The sequence below is a fragment of the Salininema proteolyticum genome, from assembly GCF_042685645.1.
GTDB lineage: Bacteria > Actinomycetota > Actinomycetes > Mycobacteriales > Micromonosporaceae > Salininema > Salininema proteolyticum.
Genome location: NZ_JBHUNX010000001.1, coordinates 2690875 through 2712742, shown reverse-complemented (window position 1 = coordinate 2712742; position 21868 = coordinate 2690875). Strand labels below are relative to the sequence as shown.

At 66.5% G+C, this 21868-nt stretch carries 19 protein-coding genes and 1 pseudogene; 12 read left to right on the top strand and 8 right to left on the bottom strand.

The window, feature by feature from the left end; all coding sequences use genetic code 11:
- Positions 1 to 90 precede the first annotated feature (90 nt).
- The gene (locus tag ACFTE1_RS12635; RefSeq protein ID WP_380622750.1) at positions 91 to 759 is read left to right on the top strand and encodes a potassium channel family protein; all 669 of its coding nucleotides are present in this window, start codon (positions 91 to 93) and stop codon (positions 757 to 759) included.
- Positions 760 to 793: 34 nt separating this feature from the next.
- The gene (locus ACFTE1_RS12630; RefSeq protein WP_380622752.1) at positions 794 to 1477 is read left to right on the top strand and encodes a potassium channel family protein; all 684 of its coding nucleotides are present in this window, start codon (positions 794 to 796) and stop codon (positions 1475 to 1477) included.
- A 124-nt stretch (positions 1478 to 1601) separates the two neighbouring features.
- On the opposite strand, the gene ACFTE1_RS12625 is transcribed toward ACFTE1_RS12630, so the two are convergent.
- A complete protein-coding gene (locus ACFTE1_RS12625; RefSeq protein WP_380622754.1) occupies positions 1602 to 2291 on the bottom strand; it encodes a hypothetical protein in 690 nt (229 codons plus the stop codon).
- Between the two features lie 136 nt (positions 2292 to 2427).
- A complete protein-coding gene (locus ACFTE1_RS12620; protein ID WP_380622756.1) occupies positions 2428 to 3441 on the bottom strand; it encodes a hypothetical protein in 1014 nt (337 codons plus the stop codon).
- A gap of 218 nt (positions 3442 to 3659) precedes the next feature.
- Here ACFTE1_RS12620 and argS point away from each other — a divergent pair, with 218 nt between their 5' ends.
- The 3 genes from argS (at position 3660) to ACFTE1_RS12605 (ending at position 7469) form a co-directional block, all read left to right on the top strand.
- Positions 3660 to 5297 (top strand): arginine--tRNA ligase, encoded by a 1638-nt coding sequence (argS, locus tag ACFTE1_RS12615; RefSeq protein WP_380622758.1) that lies wholly within the window; start codon positions 3660 to 3662, stop codon positions 5295 to 5297.
- A gap of 297 nt (positions 5298 to 5594) precedes the next feature.
- Complete coding sequence (locus ACFTE1_RS12610; RefSeq protein ID WP_380622760.1) at positions 5595 to 6737, top strand: NAD(P)-dependent malic enzyme; 1143 nt, start codon at positions 5595 to 5597, stop codon at positions 6735 to 6737.
- A 111-nt stretch (positions 6738 to 6848) separates the two neighbouring features.
- Entirely contained in the window at positions 6849 to 7469 is a 621-nt protein-coding gene (locus ACFTE1_RS12605) for a TVP38/TMEM64 family protein (RefSeq protein WP_380622762.1), read from the top strand.
- Here the strand turns inward: ACFTE1_RS12605 and ACFTE1_RS12600 are convergent.
- Positions 7427 to 7957: a GNAT family N-acetyltransferase gene (locus ACFTE1_RS12600; protein WP_380622764.1), complete on the bottom strand. Its 531-nt coding sequence runs from the start codon at positions 7955 to 7957 to the stop codon at positions 7427 to 7429. The two genes, ACFTE1_RS12605 and ACFTE1_RS12600, sit on opposite strands and share 43 nt — an antisense overlap.
- A gap of 202 nt (positions 7958 to 8159) precedes the next feature.
- Here ACFTE1_RS12600 and ACFTE1_RS12595 point away from each other — a divergent pair, with 202 nt between their 5' ends.
- The 7 genes from ACFTE1_RS12595 to ACFTE1_RS12565 all read left to right on the top strand — a co-directional run bounded on the left by ACFTE1_RS12595 (position 8160) and on the right by ACFTE1_RS12565 (position 12702).
- Positions 8160 to 8636: a hypothetical protein gene (locus ACFTE1_RS12595; RefSeq protein ID WP_380622766.1), complete on the top strand. Its 477-nt coding sequence runs from the start codon at positions 8160 to 8162 to the stop codon at positions 8634 to 8636.
- Between the two features lie 3 nt (positions 8637 to 8639).
- Entirely contained in the window at positions 8640 to 9353 is a 714-nt protein-coding gene (locus ACFTE1_RS12590) for a class F sortase (protein WP_380622768.1), read from the top strand.
- A gap of 9 nt (positions 9354 to 9362) precedes the next feature.
- Positions 9363 to 9824 carry a PaaI family thioesterase gene (locus tag ACFTE1_RS12585; protein WP_380622770.1) on the top strand — a complete coding sequence of 154 codons (462 nt, stop codon included), beginning with the start codon at positions 9363 to 9365 and terminating at the stop codon, positions 9822 to 9824.
- 101 nt (positions 9825 to 9925) lie between these two features.
- Positions 9926 to 10384, top strand: a complete 459-nt coding sequence (locus tag ACFTE1_RS12580) for a hypothetical protein (RefSeq protein ID WP_380622772.1) — start codon at positions 9926 to 9928, stop codon at positions 10382 to 10384.
- 126 nt (positions 10385 to 10510) lie between these two features.
- Positions 10511 to 11497 (top strand): magnesium and cobalt transport protein CorA, encoded by a 987-nt coding sequence (locus tag ACFTE1_RS12575; protein WP_380622774.1) that lies wholly within the window; start codon positions 10511 to 10513, stop codon positions 11495 to 11497.
- 381 nt (positions 11498 to 11878) lie between these two features.
- Complete coding sequence (locus ACFTE1_RS12570) at positions 11879 to 12394, top strand: hypothetical protein (RefSeq protein WP_380622776.1); 516 nt, start codon at positions 11879 to 11881, stop codon at positions 12392 to 12394.
- Positions 12395 to 12405: 11 nt separating this feature from the next.
- A complete protein-coding gene (locus tag ACFTE1_RS12565) occupies positions 12406 to 12702 on the top strand; it encodes a winged helix-turn-helix domain-containing protein (protein WP_380623114.1) in 297 nt (98 codons plus the stop codon).
- 322 nt (positions 12703 to 13024) lie between these two features.
- Here the strand turns inward: ACFTE1_RS12565 and ACFTE1_RS12560 are convergent, their stop codons facing one another.
- From ACFTE1_RS12560 to ACFTE1_RS12540, 5 genes and pseudogenes are all read right to left on the bottom strand, one after another.
- The gene (locus ACFTE1_RS12560) at positions 13025 to 13825 is read right to left on the bottom strand and encodes a family 1 encapsulin nanocompartment shell protein (protein WP_380622778.1); all 801 of its coding nucleotides are present in this window, start codon (positions 13823 to 13825) and stop codon (positions 13025 to 13027) included.
- 353 nt (positions 13826 to 14178) lie between these two features.
- Positions 14179 to 15231 (bottom strand): annotated as a pseudogene (locus tag ACFTE1_RS12555) (Dyp-type peroxidase); the annotation flags it as partial.
- 836 nt (positions 15232 to 16067) lie between these two features.
- On the bottom strand, positions 16068 to 17231 hold the full coding sequence (locus ACFTE1_RS12550; RefSeq protein WP_380622780.1) for a winged helix DNA-binding domain-containing protein: 1164 nt from the start codon (positions 17229 to 17231) through the stop codon (positions 16068 to 16070).
- A 158-nt stretch (positions 17232 to 17389) separates the two neighbouring features.
- Positions 17390 to 18361 (bottom strand): helix-turn-helix transcriptional regulator, encoded by a 972-nt coding sequence (locus ACFTE1_RS12545; RefSeq protein WP_380622782.1) that lies wholly within the window; start codon positions 18359 to 18361, stop codon positions 17390 to 17392.
- A 71-nt stretch (positions 18362 to 18432) separates the two neighbouring features.
- Positions 18433 to 21753, bottom strand: coding sequence for a S8 family peptidase (locus ACFTE1_RS12540; RefSeq protein ID WP_380622784.1), 3321 nt, complete (start codon positions 21751 to 21753; stop codon positions 18433 to 18435).
- Positions 21754 to 21868: the final 115 nt, after the last annotated feature.

Below are 21868 nucleotides of genomic sequence, written 5' to 3'. Positions count from 1 at the left end.
TAACATTGAGTGGACGACACCGTATGTTGTCATTTCCGACATCGACCGTTCGAGCGAGGGGCCCGGCCCCTCGGAAAGTGGGGGCGCTCAGTGCACGTGGTGATCCTCGGCTGCGGTCGCGTGGGGGCCAGCCTCGCGCGCAGCCTCGCCGAACGCGAGCACACCGTGGCGATCATCGACAAGGACCCCAACGCGTTCCAGCGCCTGGGTCCGGACTTCGATCAGATCACCGTCCGCGGCAACGGCTTCGACCGCGAGGTCCTCGCCAAGGCCGGAGCGGCCCGGGCCGACGCCTTCGTGGCCGTCTCCTCCGGCGACAACTCCAACATCATCGCCACCCGCGTCGCCCGCGAGCACTTCGGCGTCAAGAACGTCGTCGCCCGCATCTACGACTCCAAACGCGCACTGGTGTTCGAGCGACTCGGCATCCCCACCATCGCCACCGTCCGCTGGGCCGCCGACCGCCTCCTGCGTCAACTCCTGCCCCGCGAACAGAGCCACCTCTGGCGCGACCCCTCCGCCACCCTCTCCCTCGTCGAACTCCAGTTCCACGAGGACTGGATCGGGCACCCCGTAGCCGACCTCGAACGCTCCACCGGACACCGCGTCTCCTATGTGCAGCGTTTCGGTAAGGCCACCCTCCCTACAGCCTCCATGGTCCTCCAGGACGGCGACAAGGTCTGCCTCTTCGTCGGCGACGCCGAGGCCGGCCAAGTCGAGGCCATCGCCGCCGCGCCCCCGCCCGGAGGAGAGCAGTGAACGACCAGCACCGCACCAGCCGAGGAGGAACGGCATGAGAGTCGCCATCGCCGGAGCCGGCAACGTGGGCCGCTCCATCGCGTCCGAGCTCATCGAGAACGGCCACCAGGTTCTTCTCATGGAGAAGCGCCGCTCCGTCCTTAAACCCGAGCGCGTCCCCGAGGCCGAGTGGATGCTCGCCGACGCCTGCGAGCTCGAGAGCCTCCAGCAGGCCGCCCTCGAAACCTGCGACGTCGCCGTCGCCGCCACTGGGGACGACAAGGTCAACCTCGTCGTCAGCCTCCTCGCCAAGACCGAGTTCGCCGTTCCCCGCGTCGTCGCCCGCGTCAACCGCGCCGAGAACGAGTGGCTCTTCAACAAGGAGTGGGGCGTGGACGTCTCCGTCTCCAAGCCCCGCCTCCTCGCCGCCCTCGTCGAAGAGGCCGTCAGCATCGGCGACCTCGTCCGGCTCATGACCTTCCGCCAGTCCCAGGCCAACCTCGTCGAGTTCACCCTTGCCCCCGACAATCCCCACGTCGGCTCCACCGTCGACGAACTGGACCTGCCCGGCGACGCCGCCCTCGTGGCGATCCTCCGCGGCGCTCGCGTCATCGCGCCCTCTCCGGCCGACACGCTCGAGCCGCGCGACGAGCTGGTCTTCGTCTGCCATGAGGATGTCGAGGACGGTATCCGCCGCCTGTTGGCCGGGGACGAGGACAACGGCGACAAGAGCTGGTGACCCGCCTTCGGTCCGGGGCGCCATCGCGTCCTGAACCGTCGGCGTCTACCGTTCTTGTCCGGAGATCCATCGGCGCTCCGAACCACCAGCGGCCCACTCCTCGTTCTTCCACCGGCCGTGGCCCTCAACTGCCGGCGGAAGTCCCCTCAGCTACCCGCACCGACTCGGTGAAGTCACTCCACCAAGCCTTCCATACGGGTACTGTTCCGATCGCTTCCGTCAACTCCATGACTTGGTCCACATCGGCCTCGATCTCCTCGGAGCCCATCGTGTACCAGACGACCGAGACCGCCGATCCGTCCCGCAGGAACTTCACCGCCTGGATGTGCCACTTCGTCTCCACGTATGCCCAGCGGTACTCCTGTCGCACGCCCTTCTCGCACGTCACCTCGTATTCCGCGTCCGGACAGTGGATCAGGCGCGACGGGTCCCATTCCCCGTACTTGACCCCCGGCTTCCATCCTCCCGGTAGGACCGTGAAGACACCCACCGCCTCGGGCCGCCCCTCCACGACCCAGTCGCCGTAGAACATCCGGATGACCCTGTTGTCCCGGTCCGGGTCGGTGTACTGCTGTGCCCGGTGCACCGTCGATCCCGGCGTGAACTCCAAGTCGGGGTTCATCTTCTCTAGCAGGTCTTCCTGCTCGGCTTGTGCCGCCTTCGTGTGCTCGTCCTCGACCCAGTCCCACGTCTCGGTCCATTCCCACCCCTCCGACGGCATCTCCGGGTTCTGTGCCGAACCGGGAGCCGAAAGGAGCAGTGAGGTCAGTACCGCTGCGGCGATTGCCGCCATCATCGACGTTCGATGGAACATGTCTGCCGGCCTCTCTGAATCCTGGCCGGGGGGCCTTTGGACATCATGTCATGCAAGCGTGTCGCTGTCTGTCTACATTGTAATTATTTGCCTCCAAGGTTGTTTGTCCAACCTCTATTTTCTTGTACGAGGGTGATTACGTGATATTTGGGGACTGGCCCGAGTTTATGCGTTCGAACGAATTATCATCTTCATATACTACGTCTACTCCAACCTGATGAGCGAGATCTATCAGGTCATCGATTGGTCGGCTGGGGAGAAGAATGCAAAGTCGTTCAGCATGAACGGTACGCTGATAATCCAAGAGCTGAATGACCGCTTCCCTAACGTGCTTTCGCGATGTTCCACTCTTGGCCTCGTAGAGCGTGTCTTCAGTTGCATCAAAGATATCGGCCCGAAGCGTTCCATTGGCACCGGGTATCTTGATGATTTTGGAGCCAACTTCATGGTCTTTCTGTTCGAGCTGTCTTCCGAACCGGTGGACAAGGAGCGTCTCGTTCCTATAGGCTACCGTCGCACCTGGAGACCTTCTATGGACCTTGTGGGCGTTGGCTTGCTCGACGGGAGAGTTCTTGACTTCAGCCTTATCTGGGCCTGGGATCGTGAGGGGAAGCGGAATATCAGCAGTGTCAAGACCTTCGCTGTCAGGCTTCGTGAGATCAATTCCATTATAATAGTCCCCTACGGGATGAAGCAAGAATGCGATGCTGGTTCGAGGTATTCCATCTTTGTCCTTGCTTCGTGCGTAACGGAATCGCAGTTCCTCTTCGGGATCAAGCTCAAACTCTCCAATAAAACAGTGAGTCCGTGTTGCAGTTCCGTTGTGATAACCTACCGCTCGAAAGAGAAAAAGTCGAAGTCCGTATTCTCGGTGGTGCAACACATATTTGTTTCCTCGAACGAAAGTTTGATCTCCGGTCTGGCCGTCACCAGAGTATTCAAAGATGAGCTCCTCGTGGGGGTTATTGATTGCGCCATCGATATAGCCACTTTTCTCGCCTTTGATCGGATCTGAGAAGAGCATGATGACATCGGTCTTAGGCGTTGTCGCTATGCCATTGATGGCACCGCCTCCGTAGAGAGCGTTGAGTTCACTGCGGATCGCCGTGGAGCCCAGCTCAGGGGCAGGGGGTGAGGTTCGTTTGCTCATGAGAGCGATCATATATCGAACAGTCCACGGATACGAGGGATGCAGAGAGTGATCTACCTACTTCTTGATTGAGACATATGAGTATGAAGGCTACCTGGAGGCATGGATTCATGGCAGAGAAATGACATGACTTGAGGAGCGATTGGTCGCTAAGCTGGTCGGAACCTTAGGGTCTTGCCTAGGGTGATGTAGCTTGGTCGAGTTTGAAAGGCGACATCGTGAACGTAGTACCGCTGTCCGACCTGGTCGAAGCCGTTGTGGTGGAGGCCCTCCGGAAGTCCGTCCCGAGCGGGGCGGAGGCGGTGGTGCGACGAAGCGAGTTCGCGGACTTCCAGGCGAACGGCGCACTTCCGGCGGCGAAGAAGGCTGGACGGAACCCTCGGGAGGTGGCCGCGGATGCCGTGGAGGCGATGGCCGGCGACCTGTTCGAAGCCGTCGAGGTCTCCGGTCCGGGCTTCATCAATCTGAACCTGCCTACGAAGGCGTTGTGGCGGCAGGTCGCCGAGCAAGGTGCAGGTGTGCCGCAGGCGTGGGCGGGCAAAAAGGTCTACATCGACTACTCGGCACCCAACGTGGCGAAGGAAATGCACGTAGGCCATCTGCGGTCGACCTGTATCGGTGACGCACTGGCGCACATGGCGGAAGCGGTGGGCGCCGAGGTCGTCCGCAAGAACCACGTGGGCGACTGGGGCACCCAGTTCGGCATGCTCATCCAGTACCTGGAGGAGAATTCGGGAGCCGAGTGGCATGAAGGCATCTCGCAGCTGAACGCGCTGTACAAGAAGGCGGTGCGGGTGTTCGATGAGGAGGCCGAGTTCGCGGCGCGGGCGCGTGACCGTGTGTCATTGCTGCAGAAGGGCGACGAGTCGACGCTGGCGGTTTGGCGAGAGCTGGTCGACGTGTCGGCCCGGGCCTTCCAGGAGACCTACGACCGCCTGGGAGTGAGCCTGCGCCCCGAACACCTGGCAGGCGAGTCGACTTACAACGACCACCTGGACGCCGTGGTCGACGAGCTGCTGGAGAAGGGAATCCTGGAGGAGTCCGATGGGGCGATCGTCGGGTACGTGGAGGGAGAGAAGGGCCCCGACGGCAACCCGGTCCCCCTCATAGTGCGCAAGGCCAACGGCAGCTACGGCTATGGGGCGACGGACCTGGCCACGATCCGGCAGCGCTCCATCGAAGGCGCGGACCTCGTGCTCTACGTGGTGGACCACCGCCAGGCACTGCACTTCAGGCAGGTCTTCGCGATCGCGCGCCGGGCCGGATGGCTCGAGTCCTGTCGGCCGGTGCACGTTCCGTTCGGCACGGTCATGGGCCCCGACGGTAAACCGTTCAAGACGAGGGCCGGCAAGTCGGTTACGTTGAACAGCCTGCTCGACGAGGCCGAAGAGGCCGCCGGCAGGATCGGAATCGACGCGGTCAAGTACGCGGACCTGTCGACGTCGAGGGTGAAGGACTATGTCTTCGATGTGGAGAGAATGACGGAATTGCAGGGAAACACCAGTGTTTACCTCCAATACTCCCACGCGCGGATATGCTCGATCCTGGCCCGGGCGGGAGAGGCCGGCAAGGTCAGTACGGGCATCGTTATGAGCGCCGAGGAACGGGCGCTCATCTTGCGCCTGGACGACTTCGGACGCGTGGTCGCCGAGGCCGCGGAGGCGAGTGAACCGCACCGGATCGCCGAGTACCTCTTCACGCTGGCGAAGGAGTTCACCGCATTCTACGGGGCGAACCCGGTCCTGAAAGCGGACCCGGAGGCGCGGGGCAACAGGATCGCGCTTCTCGAATGGGCGAAGGCGACGCTGGCGAAAGGCCTTGAGCTGTTGGGAATCGAGGCTCCGGACCAAATGTAGGATGATCGTACGTCTACATGCTGGTATGCGGGAGTGACTTCGCGCCCGAATTCCCGTATGATGGGCGACCTGGCTGAAAACGGCCATGGCCGCCATTGCGGTCGAGCCGGTACACGCGACCGCGTTCTCTCCGGTTACCACTGGAATCACGGTCGCGGGCCTAGGCTGGGTGGCGACACACGCACCCGGAGGATCACCGGATCGAATCTGGAACTCTCCCGAACTCGGAGCGGCGGTATTCGCCCAGGAGAAGCGGGTACCGCGTCGTGTTCCACTGCACTCATCTGAGAGACAACCATGAACATAGAGAAGGACGAGATCTTCCGTGCCCACAAGGGCGGGAAGATTAGAACCCAGACCACCGTCGAACTGGAGACCGTCGAGGACCTCTCCATCGCCTACACCCCGGGCGTCGCCCAGGTGTCGGAGGCGATCGCGCAGGACGAGAAGCTCGCCGACACCTACACGTGGCGTTCCAACACGGTGGCCGTCGTGACCGACGGAACCGCAGTCCTCGGCCTCGGGGACATCGGCCCGGCCGCGTCGCTGCCGGTCATGGAGGGGAAGTCCGGCCTCTTCCGCAAGTTCGCGGACGTCGACTCCATCCCCATCTGCCTCGGTACCAAGGACGTCGACGAGATCGTCGCGGCCGTCAAGGCCATCGCACCGTCGTTCGGCGGCATCAACCTGGAGGACATCGCGGCGCCCCGCTGTTTCGAGATCGAGCGCAGGCTCGACGCCGAGGTCGACATCCCCGTGTTCCACGACGACCAGCACGGCACGGCGATCGTGGTGCTGGCGGCACTCCGGAACGCCCTCAAACTACAGGGCCGTGAGCTCGGGGACGTCCGAGCGGCCGTCGTGGGAGCCGGAGCGGCCGGCACGGCCATCACCAAGATCCTGCTCGCGGCGGGCATCGGCGACGTCGCCGTCCTCGACTCCCGGGGCATCCTCGGCCTCGACAGGGAGGGCCTGAAAGGCATGAAGGCCGAACTCGCCGAGGAGTCGAACAAGGCCGGGCTGACCGGCGGAATCGACGAGGCCCTCGACGGTGCCGACCTGCTCGTCGGCGTCTCGGGCGGCAGCATCCCGGAAGAGGCCGTCGCGAGGATGGCGGACGGAGCGATCGTCTTCGCCCTCGCGAACCCGACCCCGGAGGTGGAGCCCGACGTCGCCCACCGCCACGCGGCGATCGTGGCGACCGGCCGCAGCGACTACCCCAACCAGATCAACAACGTCCTCGCGTTCCCCGGCCTGTTCCGCGGCGCGCTCGACGCCGGAGCGACGACGTTCACCGACGAGATGAAGCTGGCGGCTTCGCAGGCGATCGCCGACGTCGTGGGCGACGACCTGGCGGAGGGCAAGATCGTCCCCTCGCCTCTTGACCCGCGCGTGGCCCCGAACGTGGCCGCGGCTGTCCGCCAGGCGGCGCAAACGTAGACCGCGCGTCCGGGTGGTGGACAGCCGCCGCCCGGGCTGTGAGGGCGGGAGAGCGGCCCGGATAATGACTGGGTGCGCCTCCCGCTTTCCTACGTCAAATTCGCCGCCCTAGTGGTGGTAGTCGTTGCCGCCGCACTCGGGGCATGGACGTTCGGCCCGCCCGACTTGGCCGAGCTTCGCGGCAGCGGCTGGGAGTCGGCCGCTGTGGCGGGCGGTCTGACGGCCTTTCTGGTTCTCGGCCTGGTCCCGCGCTCGCTGCTCGCCGCCGGAGGCGGCCTCCTGCTCGGGCCCGCGGTGGGGACCGTGGCGATACTGGCGGGAGCACTCGTCGGCGGCGTCGCGGCTTTCGCGGCGGCCCGCTTGCTGGGCCGGGAGCTCGCCTCGTCGCAACGGTGGACGCGTTCCGGGGGAGAGAAGCTCGCCGAATGGGGGCTCGTAGGAGTGGTTGCCGCCCGGCTGCTCCCGGTGGCGCCGTTCGGCTTGGTCAGCTATGCGTACGGATTGAGCACGATGCGGTTGGGTACCTTCTCGTCGGGTACTGCGATCGGAGCTGCTCCGAGCACTGCCGTGTACGCGACGCTGGGGGCTAAGGCCCTGGAACCGGGGACGGCGGGTTTCTGGATCTCGCTGGTCGTCGCGTTGGCCTTCGCCGGCGGAGGGGCGGCGGCAGTGCGGTGGACCCGGAAGGGTCAGTCCCTGAAACCTACGGAATCGGTCTCCCAGAACGCCTGAGAGTAGACCACGCGTCCGGTCATCCAGGTCCGGTACTCGGCCAGTTCGCGGACTTGGAAGGCCTGTTCGGGGATCCTCTTCGACGGCCGTTTGAGGAAGAGTTCCGATGCCGCGCGGAAGCCTCTGAGACGGTAGTAGCGGGGATCGCCTTCCAGCGCGACGAGTGGGATCCCTTGTTCTGTCAGTTCTTTGACACCTTCTTCGATGAGCGCGGCGCCGACGCCTTCGCGCTGCCGGTCGGGAAGGACTCCGATCGGGCTGAGTACCTTGACGGCCACCAGTTCTCTGTCGGCGTCGATCCATCCGGTGGAGAACATGACGTGTCCGATGACGCGGTCGCCGTCGGCGGCGACCAGGGAGAGCGGTTCCTCCAGCTCGCGAACGCGTTCGACGATGCGGTTGACCACTGTCCCGTGTTCTCCGAACGCGGCGAGGTGCAGGTCGGCGATGGCGTCGGCGTCGTCGGGCCGCTCATGGCGTATCAGCATGGCCTAGAAGCTACGCGGTGCCCGACCGGCTGTCAAAGCGGTATCCGGGTTTACGTGATTACAGGTGTGTTCGATTCAGCGGGTTCTGTCCTTGATGGAGAAGGGTAGTCGGCGACGCTTTCGGCAAAGCGCTGCAACGCGCAAGGAGTCCCTTTAGGTTCGAACGTGGTTATCAAACTACAACCGAGGAAGGGGCTTCGACGTGAAAGCCAAGCATACCCTCACCGCCGCGGCCGCAGGCGGAGCTATGGCGCTGGTGCTCTCCAGTCCGGCTTCGGCGGGGGCCATAGGCATGGTCATCTCGCCCAACACGGCGGCGCCGGGAACCGTCGTCAATATTACGGCGCTGACCTGCAGCACGGACGGGACGGCCACGGTCGGCGGCCAGACCGTGACCCTCGAGCACGTCAAGGGCGAGACCAGTTCGTCGGGGTCCTATACGATTCCGCAGGGCATGACCGCGGGGACCTACACGGTCACCGTCAAGTGCGGTGACGACACAGGTTCGGACAACCTGGTCGTGACCGGCGGTGGCGGTTCCGAGGCCGGCGGCGGCGGAGCCCTCGCCCTGGCGGAGGGCGACCCCGCCATGGTCGGCGCTGGAGCCGCGGCGGTCGGCGCCGGAGGGCTGCTGGCCTACTACGCGCTGAGGAGGCGCAAGGCGCAGCCGGAGGCGTGACCCATGGGAGTCAAGCGAGTCGGCGGCCGGCGCGGGGGAGGCTCCCGCGCCGGCGCCCTGATAGTGGCGGTCTCCCTGGTGGCCATGGGGCTGTTCGCGGTGGTGCGCAATGTCGACCTCTCGGGCCCCGAATGGGGCATCGACAGGCCGCGCGACCAAGCGATGTCCCAGGAGGAACTGGAGGAGCACGTGGCGAAGGGGAAGGACTTGACCCTGCCTCCCTCGACTCCGAAGCGGATCGCGATCGACTCGATCGGAGTGGACGCCGAAGTGGGGCGGGTGGGGCTCGACCGGCACGGGAACATAGGCGCGCCGCCCCTGTTCAGGTCGAACCAGACCGCCTGGTTCAACAAGAGCTCCTACCCGGGCGCCGAGGGCATCTCGGTCGTCGTGGGGCACGTGGACTCCGAGCGCAGGGGCCCGGCGGTCTTCTACGACCTGCGCCACCTCGACGTAGGTGATACCGTCTCCGTCGACAGGCGCGACGGGACGGAAGCCTCCTTCACGGTCACCGAGATCGCCAGTTATCCGAAGGAGTCCTTCCCCTATGAGGAGGTCTTCGAACCCGGTCCCGGTTCCGAGATCCGCCTCATCACCTGCGGCGGGGCCTTCGACTACGACGCGGACAGCTATGTGGAGAACACGGTGGTCTACGGTGTTTTGACCGGAGCCGAGCTGCGGAGCGGTGCCTTATCAGCGGGTGTTACCGCTTGGTAGGCTGATGCGGTGGAAACCAATGCCAACGGAATCTTCCCCGACTTCGTGCTCCAGGAATGGAAGGAAGCGGGCTTTGACCTGAACGAACTGTTCAGCGCCGGCGAGCTCGGTGCGCGTCTCGGTATCGACATTGAGTGGGCCGAGCCGGGGCGCGTCGTGGGGCGTATGCCCGTCGAGGGCAATACGCAGCCGTACCTGCTTCTGCACGGTGGCGCGACCGCGGCCCTGGCGGAGACCGTCGGCTCGGTCGCGGCCATGCTACACGCCGGGCCCGGCAAGGGAGCGGTGGGCGTGGACCTCAACATCACCCACCACCGCTCGGCGCGGGACGGTTACGTGACCGCCGTGGCCACGCCCGCTCGCGAGGGCCGCACCGTCGCCACCTACGAGATCGCCGTGACAGACGAGAACGACAAGCGCTTGGCCACCGCACGGTTGACCTGCGCGATCATGGCGCCCGACCAGGCTTGAGCGATTACTTCGCCCTTCCCGTCAATCATTGTGAGCATCATCACTAACTAGGTGTGTTCCTCCTGTTACGTTGAGAATTGAGGACTGACACGGGAGGAAACATGACTACAGCTAGTCCCAGTATGCCCGTCGCTCATCCGGGCGTGATCGGGCGGACGGTCACCGGCGGCTTCGCCGGTGTCGCGGGCGGTGTGTTCTTCGGCGTGCTCATGCAGATAGAGGGCATGATCCCGCTGGTCGCGCAGTTGGTCGGCAGTCAGTCGACCGCGGTGGGCTGGATCGTCCACCTGGTGATCTCCGCGTTCATCGGCGGTGCCTTCGGCCTGCTGTTCGGGGTCGCCGCACGCGGTTTGACCCGGTCGACGATCATGGGCATGATGTGGGGAGCCGTCTGGTGGGTGCTGGGCGGACTGATCCTCATGCCGGCCTTTCTGAGCATGCCCGACATGATCTTCGAGGTGGGGGCGATGCAGTGGAAATCGCTGATGGGCCACCTCATCTTCGGCATCGTGGCGGGCTTCGTCTACGGATTGGCGCAGCAGAGACACACCCACGAGTAAAGGAGGCGGGGCCGGCATCGACCGACCCCGTCCGACTGCCGTGCGGGAGGGCCGACGAACGATTCAGCGGCAATGGCCCACCCGACGGCGACAGCGCTCTTAGACTCTTCGGAGAAAGGGGGCGCTGTGGGTAGGAGAGACCGCATTCCGTACTCGGTGGTCGGCCCCGATGGCCTCGATGAAGGGGAAGGCGGCCTCGACGACCTGCGAAGAGCGACGGAGACGCTGCCCGGCGCCGGGTTTCTCTGGGTGAGGCTGAACGACCCGGACGGGTCCACTGTCGCCGAGGCGCTCGAGCTTCTCGGCCTGTCCACGGACGGGGTGGAGGCGGCCGTCGAACCCCACCGCAGGCCCTCCGTCGAGATTCAAGGGAACACGTGGCGCTTCGTATTCAAGACCCTCTGGTACGTCGAGGACACGCGGCAGGTCGAGACCGGGGACTTCGTCTGCTACACCGACGGGCGCATGGTCCTGACGGTGCGGCACGGCGGTTCGGACCCGACCGGGGCGGTCGTCAACCGGATCAGCTCCGATGAAGAGGTCCGTGCCGAGGCCGGGTGGGGTGTCCTGTACGGATTGCTGGACAACATCGTAGACCGTTACCAGGTGGCGGTGGAGGACTTCGAAGACGACGTCCAGGATTTGGAGAAGGAGGTGTTCTCCGAGGAGCGCACCGAGCTCATCGCTCCCATCTACATGCTCATGAGGGAGGGGCTCGAGTTCACTTCGGTGGTCAGGCCCCTGGTACCGTTCGCGCGTCAGGTGATCCGGGGCAACGTCCGCGTCGACGAATTGGCCCGGCCGGGGTTTCGCGACGTCGCCGAGCACATCCTCCGGGTGAGCACCACGCTGGACTCGACCATGAGTCTCCTCCAGGCGGTCCTGCAGGCCCACAACAGCCAGATCTCCCTGTGGCAGAACAATGACATGCGCAAGATCTCCGCCTGGGCTGGCATCATCGCCGTACCCACCGCGGTGGCCGGGGTCTACGGAATGAACTTCACCAACCTGCCCGGGTTGCACTGGGCCTTCGGGTATCCGCTGGTCTTGGCGGTGATGGTGGTGATATGCCTCTTCATGTACCGCGGCTTCAAGCGCAGTGGTTGGCTTTGAGACGAGGGGCGTTTCCCCGGACGCAGCGCGCGTTCCCGATGCGCCTCCCTTCGGTACCGGCCCTGGCGCAACCCTTTGCGACTCCGGCGGCGTCTATGAGGTGAACTGCCACGTCGTCAGCCGATTGTCGTTCGACCGTCGTTCGGCAGTTTCTCGGTCGTTCCCGGGGGCGTCTTCGTGGCGGGTGCTCATTGGCACGGGCGGTCTACCCTGGTTTCGGTCGGCACAGAAGCCTTCTTCGAAATAGTGCGGGGTGCGCGTTCCGGAAGGGACATCGGGGCGCGCACCCCTTTTCTATGCCCGCCGTGTCAACTGGACGGCAAGTATTTTCCCTTCGCTCACTACTTGCCAACCAGGAAAGTGACTGATAGCCTCTAGGGCATGGATGAGAACACCGGTGAGATGCCCACGCCCGAGCAGGCGATCGCGGCGCTCGACGACAGCAGGCGCCGCGAACGCGCGGCGGTCAACGCCGCCTTCGACACGCCTTGGTGGTACTTCGCCAGCCTGTCCGGCGCCCTGATCACATGCGGGGGCTTGATCGCGCTTTCCGAACCGATCGGCGAGAGCTATGGCTTCCCGCTCGAGGTCAGTACTGTCTTCGCCGCCATTATCGCCTTTGCGGCCATTTTCGGGATCGTGGTCCGCAAGGTCACGCAACGGCAGACGGCCGCCGCCAGGCCGACGTACGCCACGAAGAGAGAAGGATGGGCCTACGTAGGGGGTGCGATCTTCGTGGCCCTGAGCGTCTACCTGGGCGCCAAGATCGCCTTCGACTCCAACTTCGTGGCGATGTCGCTGTTGGCGGTGGTGATCGCGGTCGGCGGGGTGCCTTTTCAGGCCATGGTCCGGCGACGGGCGCTGCGGCGGCTGGGCAGTGACGGGGCGCCCGCGTGACGGCCGCCGGGATGGGTCCGGGGTTCGACCCCCTGATCCACGCTCCCACTCGCTTGTCGCTGGTGTCCTTCCTCGCTCCGTTGGACTGGGCGGAATTCCGCTTGGTCCGAGAGGAGCTGGGGCTTTCGGACTCGGCGCTCTCCAAACAACTGTCGACCCTGGAAGACGCTGGATACCTGGAGGTCAAACGGGAGTTCGTCGGGCGTCGGCCGCGAACGTCGGTGAGACTGACCGACGAGGGTATACGAGCGTTCAAGGGGCATGTGGCCGCCTTGCGAGAACTGATCGGAGAGGAGATGGCCGAATGAGCTTATGGAGCATCCGGATGACGGCTAGGGGAGTCCGTACGACGCGCATGACGAAGGGATTGTTCGTATGAGGTAAGGGCAATCGCAGGCTGTCGAGGCGATTCCGCGCCTGCTCCGCATCGCACGCTGGAGCCGAGCCTGTGGCCGGCCGAGTTTGTTAGCGGCCGAGCCTGTGACCGGCGAGGTGGAGGTAGTGACCGGCCGAGCCGGCGGTTGACGGAGCGGAGCCTGTGTCCGGCGGAGCGGAGGCCGTGACCGGCGGAGCGGCACAGAAACTCCGTGACGAGCCGTCGCGGAGCCCCGTACCGCGCGCAGCAGTGGGTCACCGGAAGGAAACGGAGGCTTCCGAGGTGAAGGACTGGAAGGTCAGCGTCTCGGTGAAGTACAGTTCGACGTTCTCCGAGTCATGGGAGAGGTATCCGATGGAGACCTCCTGTCCCAGAGTCAGTGCGAAATCGCCGCCGCGGGCACTGAGCAGCAGCGCGCCTGAGATGGCGGGCGCCCAGAGGATTTCCCCCTTGGTCATGCGTTTGACGTGATCGAGGATCGGATTGCCCTCGTCGGTGGTCTCTGAGACCGCCGTGTAGGCCTCGGCGCTCAGCAGCAGCGTGTAAGGTCCGCCGACTCCGTCCAGACGCAAACGGCTCACCGCCTGCGCCACGGCATTGGGGTATTCGGTGACCCTCTCCGGGAGGGCGATCGCCTCGTTGGAGGAGTCCCGCCGAATTCCGGTAATGCCGGCGGGGTCGTAACCGTCCACGACGAGCCGGTCTTCGGTGAACGCCAGGCGTTTCGCGGCGTCCATGACGGGCGACCAGTCCGAGTCCTCCGCGCCGCGCTCGACGTTGTCGATCTCCTGACGGGCCACCTTGAACGGAACGCGGAGCTCGGCGAGCGGTTGGGCCTCTCGGAGAAAGGCCTGTACGCCCTCGGCGGGCGGGTCGATCCGGTGCTCATGGCCTGTGGTGACGGAAGCGGACGCCGTACCTTTGGGGCCGTTCACATCTACCACTCTGCGGCAGGAGACGTGGCGGGCGAAGGTGCGAGTGGCCTCCTCTTCGATCGACTGCCAGGCGGCGTTGCTGATCGGGGCCAGTTCGCGGTGCAGGTTGTCGACGGTCATGACTCTCTCGCTTTCAAGTCGCCTATGGGGAGCGAATGATCGTGTGCGGTGGCATTCGCCGTGGACGAGGTCTCCTCGGAACAACGTGCCGCGTTATGAAAGAGCTCCGGTGTGGAATCTGCTCCGGAGTCCGTGGAGGCGACTACGGAGTCGGCGGGGGACTCGCCGCCGGTAGCCGCGCTGAAGGCGTCGGGTGTGGGTTCTGCGCCGGTCGCGGCACTGTAGTTGCTGGATTTGGGTTGTTCGTCCGACGCCGTACTGAAGGCACCGGCGGTGATCCCTTCGTCGTGGGCCGCGCTGAAGATACCGGCCGTGCGTTCTGCACCGGAGACTGCGCCGTCGGCACCGGCCGCCCTCCCTTCACCGGAAGCCGCACCGACGGCGATGGCCTCGGTTCCGGCCGGAACCGCGGGGTCCGCTGCGGAGCTGTCTCCGATCGCCGTGACCACCGCGTCGGCAGTGCCCGGCGCTGGAAGTGGCGGTGGATCGTCCATGAAGTCCTGCGAAGGAGCGAAGAACTGGGTTCCCGTCAACGCGATCGAGAAGTCCAGCACCCTGTCGTGGTTGCCGGGCGGGTCGCCGACGAACATATTGCGCAGCATGGTGTCCGTGACGTCAGGCGTTGCGGAATAGCCGATGAAGTAGAGGCCGAACTCGTCGCGACCGGGCGAGCCGAAGGGCATGTTGAACCGGACGATGTCCCGTTCTTCTCCGTTGTCGTCGGTGACGGTCGTCAGAGCCACGTGGGAATTGGAGGGTTTGACGTCGTCGGGCAGTTCGATGTCGGACAGCTTGGTGCGTCCGATGACGCGCTCTTGTTCTTCGACGGGAAGGGCGTTCCATTCGCCCATGGTGTGGAGGTACTTCTGGACGGCGACGTACGACCCGCCTGCGAAGGCGCCTCCTTGGACCAGGGCGGCGCTGTCGGCCGACGCCCCGGTGGGATTCTCGGTGCCGTCGACGAATCCCAGTAGGTCCCGCTGCTCGAAATACCTGAAGGCCTGCACTTCGTCGACAATGTCGACGGCACCGGCCAGACGTTCGGAGAGCGCGGCTACGAATTCGAAGCAGAGATGCTGATGGTCGGCACGTATGTGGAAGAGCAGGTCGCCGGGAGTGGACGGGGCCTGGTGCACGGAACCTTGGAGGGGCGTGAAGGGCCTGAGCTGAGAGGGGCGGGGTCCGGAGAAGAGGCGATCCCAGACTTCGGAGCCGAATCCGGTGACGCAGGTCAGGGACTGCGGAGCCGAGCGGAATCCGACTGAACGCTGCAGCGCGGACACATCGGCAACCAGGTTGTGGATCTGGCGCTCGCCTCCGGGGCGAACCGTCGCCACGAGGAACAGCGCGGAAGAGGTCAACGGTGTGAGAACCCCCTGGGGTTCGGCGCTTCCTCCGAAGGCCATGTACTGCCCACCTTTCCCTGCGAGTCGGGATACGCGCGACCGCCTCTTCGTTGCGGCGAATCGTTCATCTCGAGCACAGCTTAACGACACGATCGCCTGTCCGCTGGCCGTTGCGCGGTTAGGTCGACGGTCGGACGGTCGGACGGTCGGACGGTCGGACGGTCGGACGGTCGGACGGTCGGACGGTCACACGGTTTTGCGTGACGAGGGCGGTAGGCGGAAAGAGCGGAAGAGCGCCTGCTGGAATCGGCCAACGTCGACAGGGAGAATGTGGCCGACCTTTGCCGCCTCTGCGAGCTTCTGAGACGGTGCATATTCCCTAGAGTCCGTCAGTGCTCCTCCAGTCGGGGGAAGCCGAGCGCGAACGGTTGAGGAGGCGCTTTGGGGACCCGTGTTCCTCCGTCATCCTGCAGTTGCAGGGAAGACGTTGAATTCGCGCGAAGGAAACCGTGCAAGCCCGCTTTGCCGGTGGTGGTACCGCCTCGAGTAGACCGACCGCGCCACGGCAGGCCAATCCTGTTCGGGATCAGATTTTGGCACCGAGCCGCACAAGATTTGGACGGTTGGGAGGCGTCCGAGCGGGAGCCGGCAGGAGCCAGTGAGCCTAAGGGCGCGGCCCGCACCATGGGCTAGCTCTCGAGTCGGACCTGGAGCCAGTGCGCCTACGGGTGCGACGGCGAGTCGGCGGAGTCTCCGGGCGCAGTCGTGCTCGGCGGGCGCAGGCTCCGGCGTTCGGCCTCGGCAAGGCCTCGTTCGGGAGTCGAGCGGACGCACGGCGGCGCGGCGGTGTGCGCGAGCGTGGCCGCGTTTCTGAGCCAGTGCCGTGCGCACTTGTGTCAGGCTTTGGCGAGTTCCTTTTCGAGCGGTGTGCGGAAGCGCGGGGTGATCCGTTCCGGACCGATGAACGCGGCGATCCGTTCGGCCTCGGAGGCCACGGCGGCCTCGGCCTCAGCTCCGATATCGGCCAGGGCCCTCCAGACGACCTCTCCGTCGGGTCGCTGGGCCCAGCCGCCGACGACCGCGCCGTCCCACCAGACGGTGGGGCCGATATTGCCGTTCCTGTCGAACAAAGGCGCCTTGACCTCCTCCGCCAGGTACCAGTCCCGCTCCTTCCACCCCATGGGAGTCGGATCGAGAGCGGGTAGCAGCGCCGCGGACGGCGGCGTCTCGTCGTCGAGGGCGTCAAGGGTCTCCGGAAGCGCGAATCCCGCCCCGACGCCGAGCTCGACGGGTACGGCGCTGGCAGAAGACAGGGCCTTGCGGGTGTCGGCGACGGTCCACGCGGTCCACCATTTCAAGTCCGCCTCGGTGCCCGGGCCGAAGGACCTGAGCCAGTGTCGCGCCAGCTCGGCCTGGGCCTCCGCGCGGTCCTGCGGTCCGGGCTCATCGCCGACCATCCAGGTGAACAGGCTCCCGGTCCACGAACCCCGGGGACGGCCGCGGACCAGCACTCCCTCGATGCCGAGGCTGCGCACGACTCGGGAACCGAGCGACTGCCTGCTCTCGTAGCTCTTGCCACGAGCGCTCAGGAGGGGAGTGCGGAGCACGGCATCGGTCTTGACCAGTTCCGCACCGGTCATCGGCCCCTTTTCCAGGGCTTTCAGGACGGCGTCGCGGGCCTCGTCGACGATGGAGAGCGGCAGGCCGTTGTCCTCCACGAGTTTGGCCAGGGCACGGCGCTCGCGGGAGGCGACGTTGTGGGCGGTGGACCGGTAGGCGTTCCGGGCGACGTCACCGGGGAACACGAACACGGTGTGGCGCATTGCGTGGAGGCGGGTGAGGGCGCCCGAGCGGTAGAGGGCGTGATCGATGGCGTTCAGATCCGGCTCGCGGAGGCGCGCGGCCAGGCTGAGGTAGACGCTCGCGGGGTCGGTGGCGTGGAGGGCGACGAGGCTGTCGGCCACTTCCTCCGGGGTGGCGGCGCGCCGGTCGGGGGCGAGGCGGTGCCGGACGGTGAGCAGCCGGCGGCGCTGTTCGTCGGAGATGCGGGCGGCGGTCATGGTGTCAGGCTACAGCGGCGGACCGACATCGGTCCCGGTCTCAGGCCTCCTGGCCCCGGCCGGTGCTCGCCGTAGGGGCGCGACGCGGTCGCCGTCGGACCCGGGAACCGTCGCCCCCGAAGGGCGGGTCGGTCGTGTTCGGCGGGCGGGTGAGGACGTCAGGTGCTGGAGTCCGCGGCGTGGTCTCCGGCTTGCCGGCCCACCCACAGGCCGAGTTGGAAGCGGGTGGAGGCCCCGGCGGTGTCCATCAACTGCCGGAGGCGCCGCTGCACTGTCCGCGGTGAGACTTCCAGCTGGCGCGCGATCTGCTTGTCCCCGAGCCCCTGTCCCAGGAGCGTGATGATCCCCTGGTCGAGTGCGTCATGTTCGGTACCCTGTCCGGCAGGGTCCAGGGCCAGGTCGTAGCCGCGGTCCCAGGTGGACTCGAAGAGCGCCACGAGGGCGTCTAGCAGTCCTCCCGCATGGACGACGACGGCTCCGGGTTCACCCACCGCGGAGAGCGGTACGAGGGCCAGCGACCGGTCGGCGATGACCATGCGCAGGGGTAGCGAGTCGACGGCCCTGATCCGCTCTCCGGCGGCTATGGTCTCGCGTATGTCGGTGACGACGCCCGGACGGTCCAACATGGTTCGTTCGACGACCACGCGGTACTCGACGCCGCGTTCCAGCGCCTCGCCCTCGGCGCTGTTGTCGGCGGCGGAGATGGCGACGTGCTCCGGTTTGACGAAGGCCTGCAGGAGGTCCTCGGCGCTGCGCTGCACCTGGATGAACCGCTGCCGTACGGCGTCGGTCCCGCTGACGACTTCGACGAGGTCGCGGATGGAACCCGCCGAGGGCGAGTGCCGGAACGCCTCGGCCAGGCGGGCCACCGCCTCTTCCGCCCGGCTCAGGGCGTCGCGCCGGTTGTTGAGGAGCGCCCGCAGGGCGGGCTCGGGAGCGGAGGCGGCCCAGCGGCCGTCGTGGGGGAGGACCAGTCCGAGGTCGGAGAGCCTGCCGAGGGAGGGGGAGATGTCGTCCTCGGTGAGGGAGAGGCGGTCGGCCAGGAGCGTGGAGGTGTGGGGGCCGACGTCCACCAGGGTCCGGTAGAGGCGTTCCTGGAGGGGTGAGAGGCCGAGGGCAGACAGTTCCATGTCAAAGGAGTATGGCGGATGGGAACTGAGCAGGAGCGGGCGGCCGCCGAAGCGGCCGCCCTCGAGGGGTGTCACTGTGCGGCGATTCCGAACAGGTGCGAGGTGCGTTCCTCGACGCTGTTGCCGTCCGCGTCGGTCAGGGTGACGTGGAAGTTGGCGAACTCGCCGGCATGGTCGGTCGTGTCGAGCACGGCCGTCCACTCGCCGTCGCGGTTCTCCACCGGGACGGACTGCCATTCGCAGCCGTCCCATCCGTCGCCGCCCGTCAGGTCGATCTCGCCGTAGCAGACCTCTGCCTCGGCGGCGACGATCTCGGGCGTGTAGCCGTCCTGGACCTGGGCGCCGAGCACTGCCTCCACTCCGGACCCGGCGGGAACGCGGTTGTCCATTCCCACCGGCAGGCGGTAGTCGGGGAGGAAGACGGGCAGCGGTTCGGCGGCCCCGTCCTCGGTCGGCGCGTGGTCGAACGAGAACGTCGCCTCCGTGGCGCGGGCGAGGTTCTGGCCCGGGAAGTCCCGCATCCTCAGCTGGGTGACGGTGGCGTCGACCCGGGCGGTGCCCTCCGGGACCTGGAACTGGCCGCTGGGCCAGGCGTTGGAGCCGAACTGCTCACCGTCGGCGTAGACGCGAATGTTGCCCACGTCACCGAAGCCGCCGATGCCGTGGCGGCCCTCTGAGTCGCGGAACTGCGGGAAGGCGAACCCGATGACATCGCCCTGGCGTTCGGCCACCCGCTGGGGAGCGCCGTGGTCGTCGGCGAAGACGCCCGTGTTGACTATCGTCCTGTTCCAGTCGGTCTCATACGACTTCCCGGCCTCGTAGTCGCGCGTGGGGTCGAACATGATGTCGGAGCCCAGGCGGTCGTCGGAGCCGATTCCCAGCTGGCGCCAGTCGAGGTCGGCCAGGTAGTAGGCGGTGCGGGTGGCGGGCGTGTTGACCGGGGTCATGCCCGCGCCGGCGAAGAAGAAGTCCAGGCCCTCCGGGACGGCTCGCATGGAGTCCCAGTACACCGCGTCCTCGCCCTGCGAGTGGAAGCGCTCCGTGACCTCGGCGAGGTCGCTCCCGTCGACCTCGTAGGACTGGTCGGTCTCCACGCGGCCCTCGTTGGCGAATCCGACGTTGTAGACGAACGGCGAGTCGGCCACGGCGGTGGAGTCGTCGTAGAGGCGCCAGAAGTGGTGGAAGGCGAACTCGCCCTGGTCGATCTTCTCGTCGACGGGCACGGCGTACATGGGAGCGTTCTCGGTGCCGGCGTACACCGCCGCCCGGGTCAGCCACCTGTCGTCGGACCTGGTGTAGGCGAGGGTGCTTCCGCCGGATTTGCTCGCCTTCGGGGTGTCGACCGTGATCTCCTCACCCTCGCGGGCGTCGAGGACGATCTCGGTGTCCTCCTCGAGCGTCAGCGCCGGGTGCGAGATGAAGGTGTAGGAGCCGTCGGGGCTCTGCACGAAGGCGTTGAGGGACACCGTTCCGGCGCGCACGCGCAGGGTCTCGGACTGCCCGGTGAAGTAGTAGCCGGCGTAGTAGTCGGTGTCCATGACGAACAACTCGGCCATACCGTACGCGGCGTCGTCGCCGTCGCGGTCGAGCGCCGTGAGCGTCAGGTCCACCGTATGCGCTTCCAGCCAGTAGCCGACCGAAGTGGTGGCGGTCCGTCCCTCGCGGTCGGTCGCCACGACGCGGGCCCCGATCTCGCCGTAGGAGTCGGCCGCGACCTTCTTGGTGCGGTCCGTGGCGGTCACGGTGACCGTCTCGTTGCCCCCGGCGGGGACGGTGATCTTCTTGGCCGACAGTCTCAGCGCCTGTTTGGGCATGTCGCCGCCGTTGGCCCCCTGGAAGTCGGTGACCGAGACCTTCATCGACACGTCCTCGTCGGTCGGGTTGGTGTAGACGATCTCCCCGACGGCGGTCTCGTCGCCGCTGTGCGGCCAGTCGAACGTTCCGAGGTAGACGCTGCCGGTCGTCTGCAGGGGAGTGTCGATGGCGTCGGGCACCCGGATCTCTCCGGACCCGTAGGCGTAGACGCTGCCGTCGGTGTCCTTCACCGACGAGGTGAGCGCCTGTTTGATCTGCTGCGCGCTCCAGTCGGGGCGGGCGTCGCGAATGAGCGCGGCGGCGCCGGCGACGTGCGGAGTCGCCATGGAGGTTCCCGACATGGCGCGGTAGTCCTCCGTGCCGGCGGCGGCTCCCATGATGTCGACGCCCGGGGCCGAGAGGTCGGGCTTGACGGCGTGGGTGTCGAGGACGGGCCCGCGGCTGGAGAAGTCCGCGATCCCGCCGTCGAAGTCGACCGCTCCGACCGTCAGTGCCATGTCGGCGCAGCCGGGGGAGGAGACTGTCTCGCGCAGGGCCGCGTTGCCGGCGGCGATCACGAAGAGAGTGTCGTGGGCGGCGCTGATCTCGTTGACGGCCTGTGCCATCGGGTCGGAGCAGTCGGTCGGCGAGTTGGAGCCGAGACTCATGTTGATCACGTCGGCGCCCTGCTCTGCGGCCCATTCCATGCCGGAGATGATCCAGGAGGCCTGCCCTCCGTTGGGACCGAGAACGCGCCCGTTCAACAGGTCGGCGTCGTAGGCCATGCCGGCCCGGCTGCCGTCGGAGGCGGCACCGGTCCCGGCGACGGTCGAGGCGACGTGGGTGCCGTGGCCGGCCCCGTCGGACGGGTCGCCCGTTCCGGTGAAGTCCCGTTCGCCGACGACTCGGTCGGCGAGGTCCGGGTGGGCGGCGTCGACACCGGTGTCGAGGACCGCGACGGTGACTCCCTCACCGGTATGGCCCTCCTCCCAGGCCTCGGGCGCCCCGGTCTGCGGAACGCCGGTGGCGGGGTCGAGCTCGCCGTAGCCCTCCACGGGAGCGTCCAGCCAGATCTTCGCGCTCGAGGAGCGGGCGGTGGCGAGACCGTCCCACCAGTCCTCCGCACCCTCCTTGTCGAGGTCCATGGCGCTGGCGCCGATGGACTCGAGACGGGCGCCGGGCGTGACGGCGCTGCTGCGGGGAGCCGGCCCGGTCGTGATGAGCGGCAGGGTGTCGCGGGAGGCGTCGTCGTATCCGGCGCGGACGAGGCCGGTCGCGTTGAACAGCTCGGGGTCGAGGGTGCCGTTCTCGATCAGGCCGGCGGCCTCGACCGGGACGACGTAGGTGTCCCCGGCGATCTCACGGGTGTAGAAGTCCTCGTCCGGAGAGGCCAGGCCCGCGGACACGGTGCCGTCGGGCCCCGTCTCCACTATGGCGCGGTCTCCGGTGATGAGCGTCACTGAGGTGGACGCGGTGTAATCGCCGCCCGTCAGCGGGCTCGGGGTCGCCGAGGCCGGGGCGGCGGCTGTGAGGAGGGCGCCGCCGACCGCGGCGGCGGAGAGTGCCGCCCTGGCGTAGGGCGGTTTTCGTCTTTGCATGGTGTTCCTCCCAGGCTGGGTCATTTGCACTGAACCTAGCAGGGACGGAAGGCTGGGGGATAGCCCTGACCTGCGGCGATAATGCGCCATGGCGGTTTGTCGCCACATTCCGGCG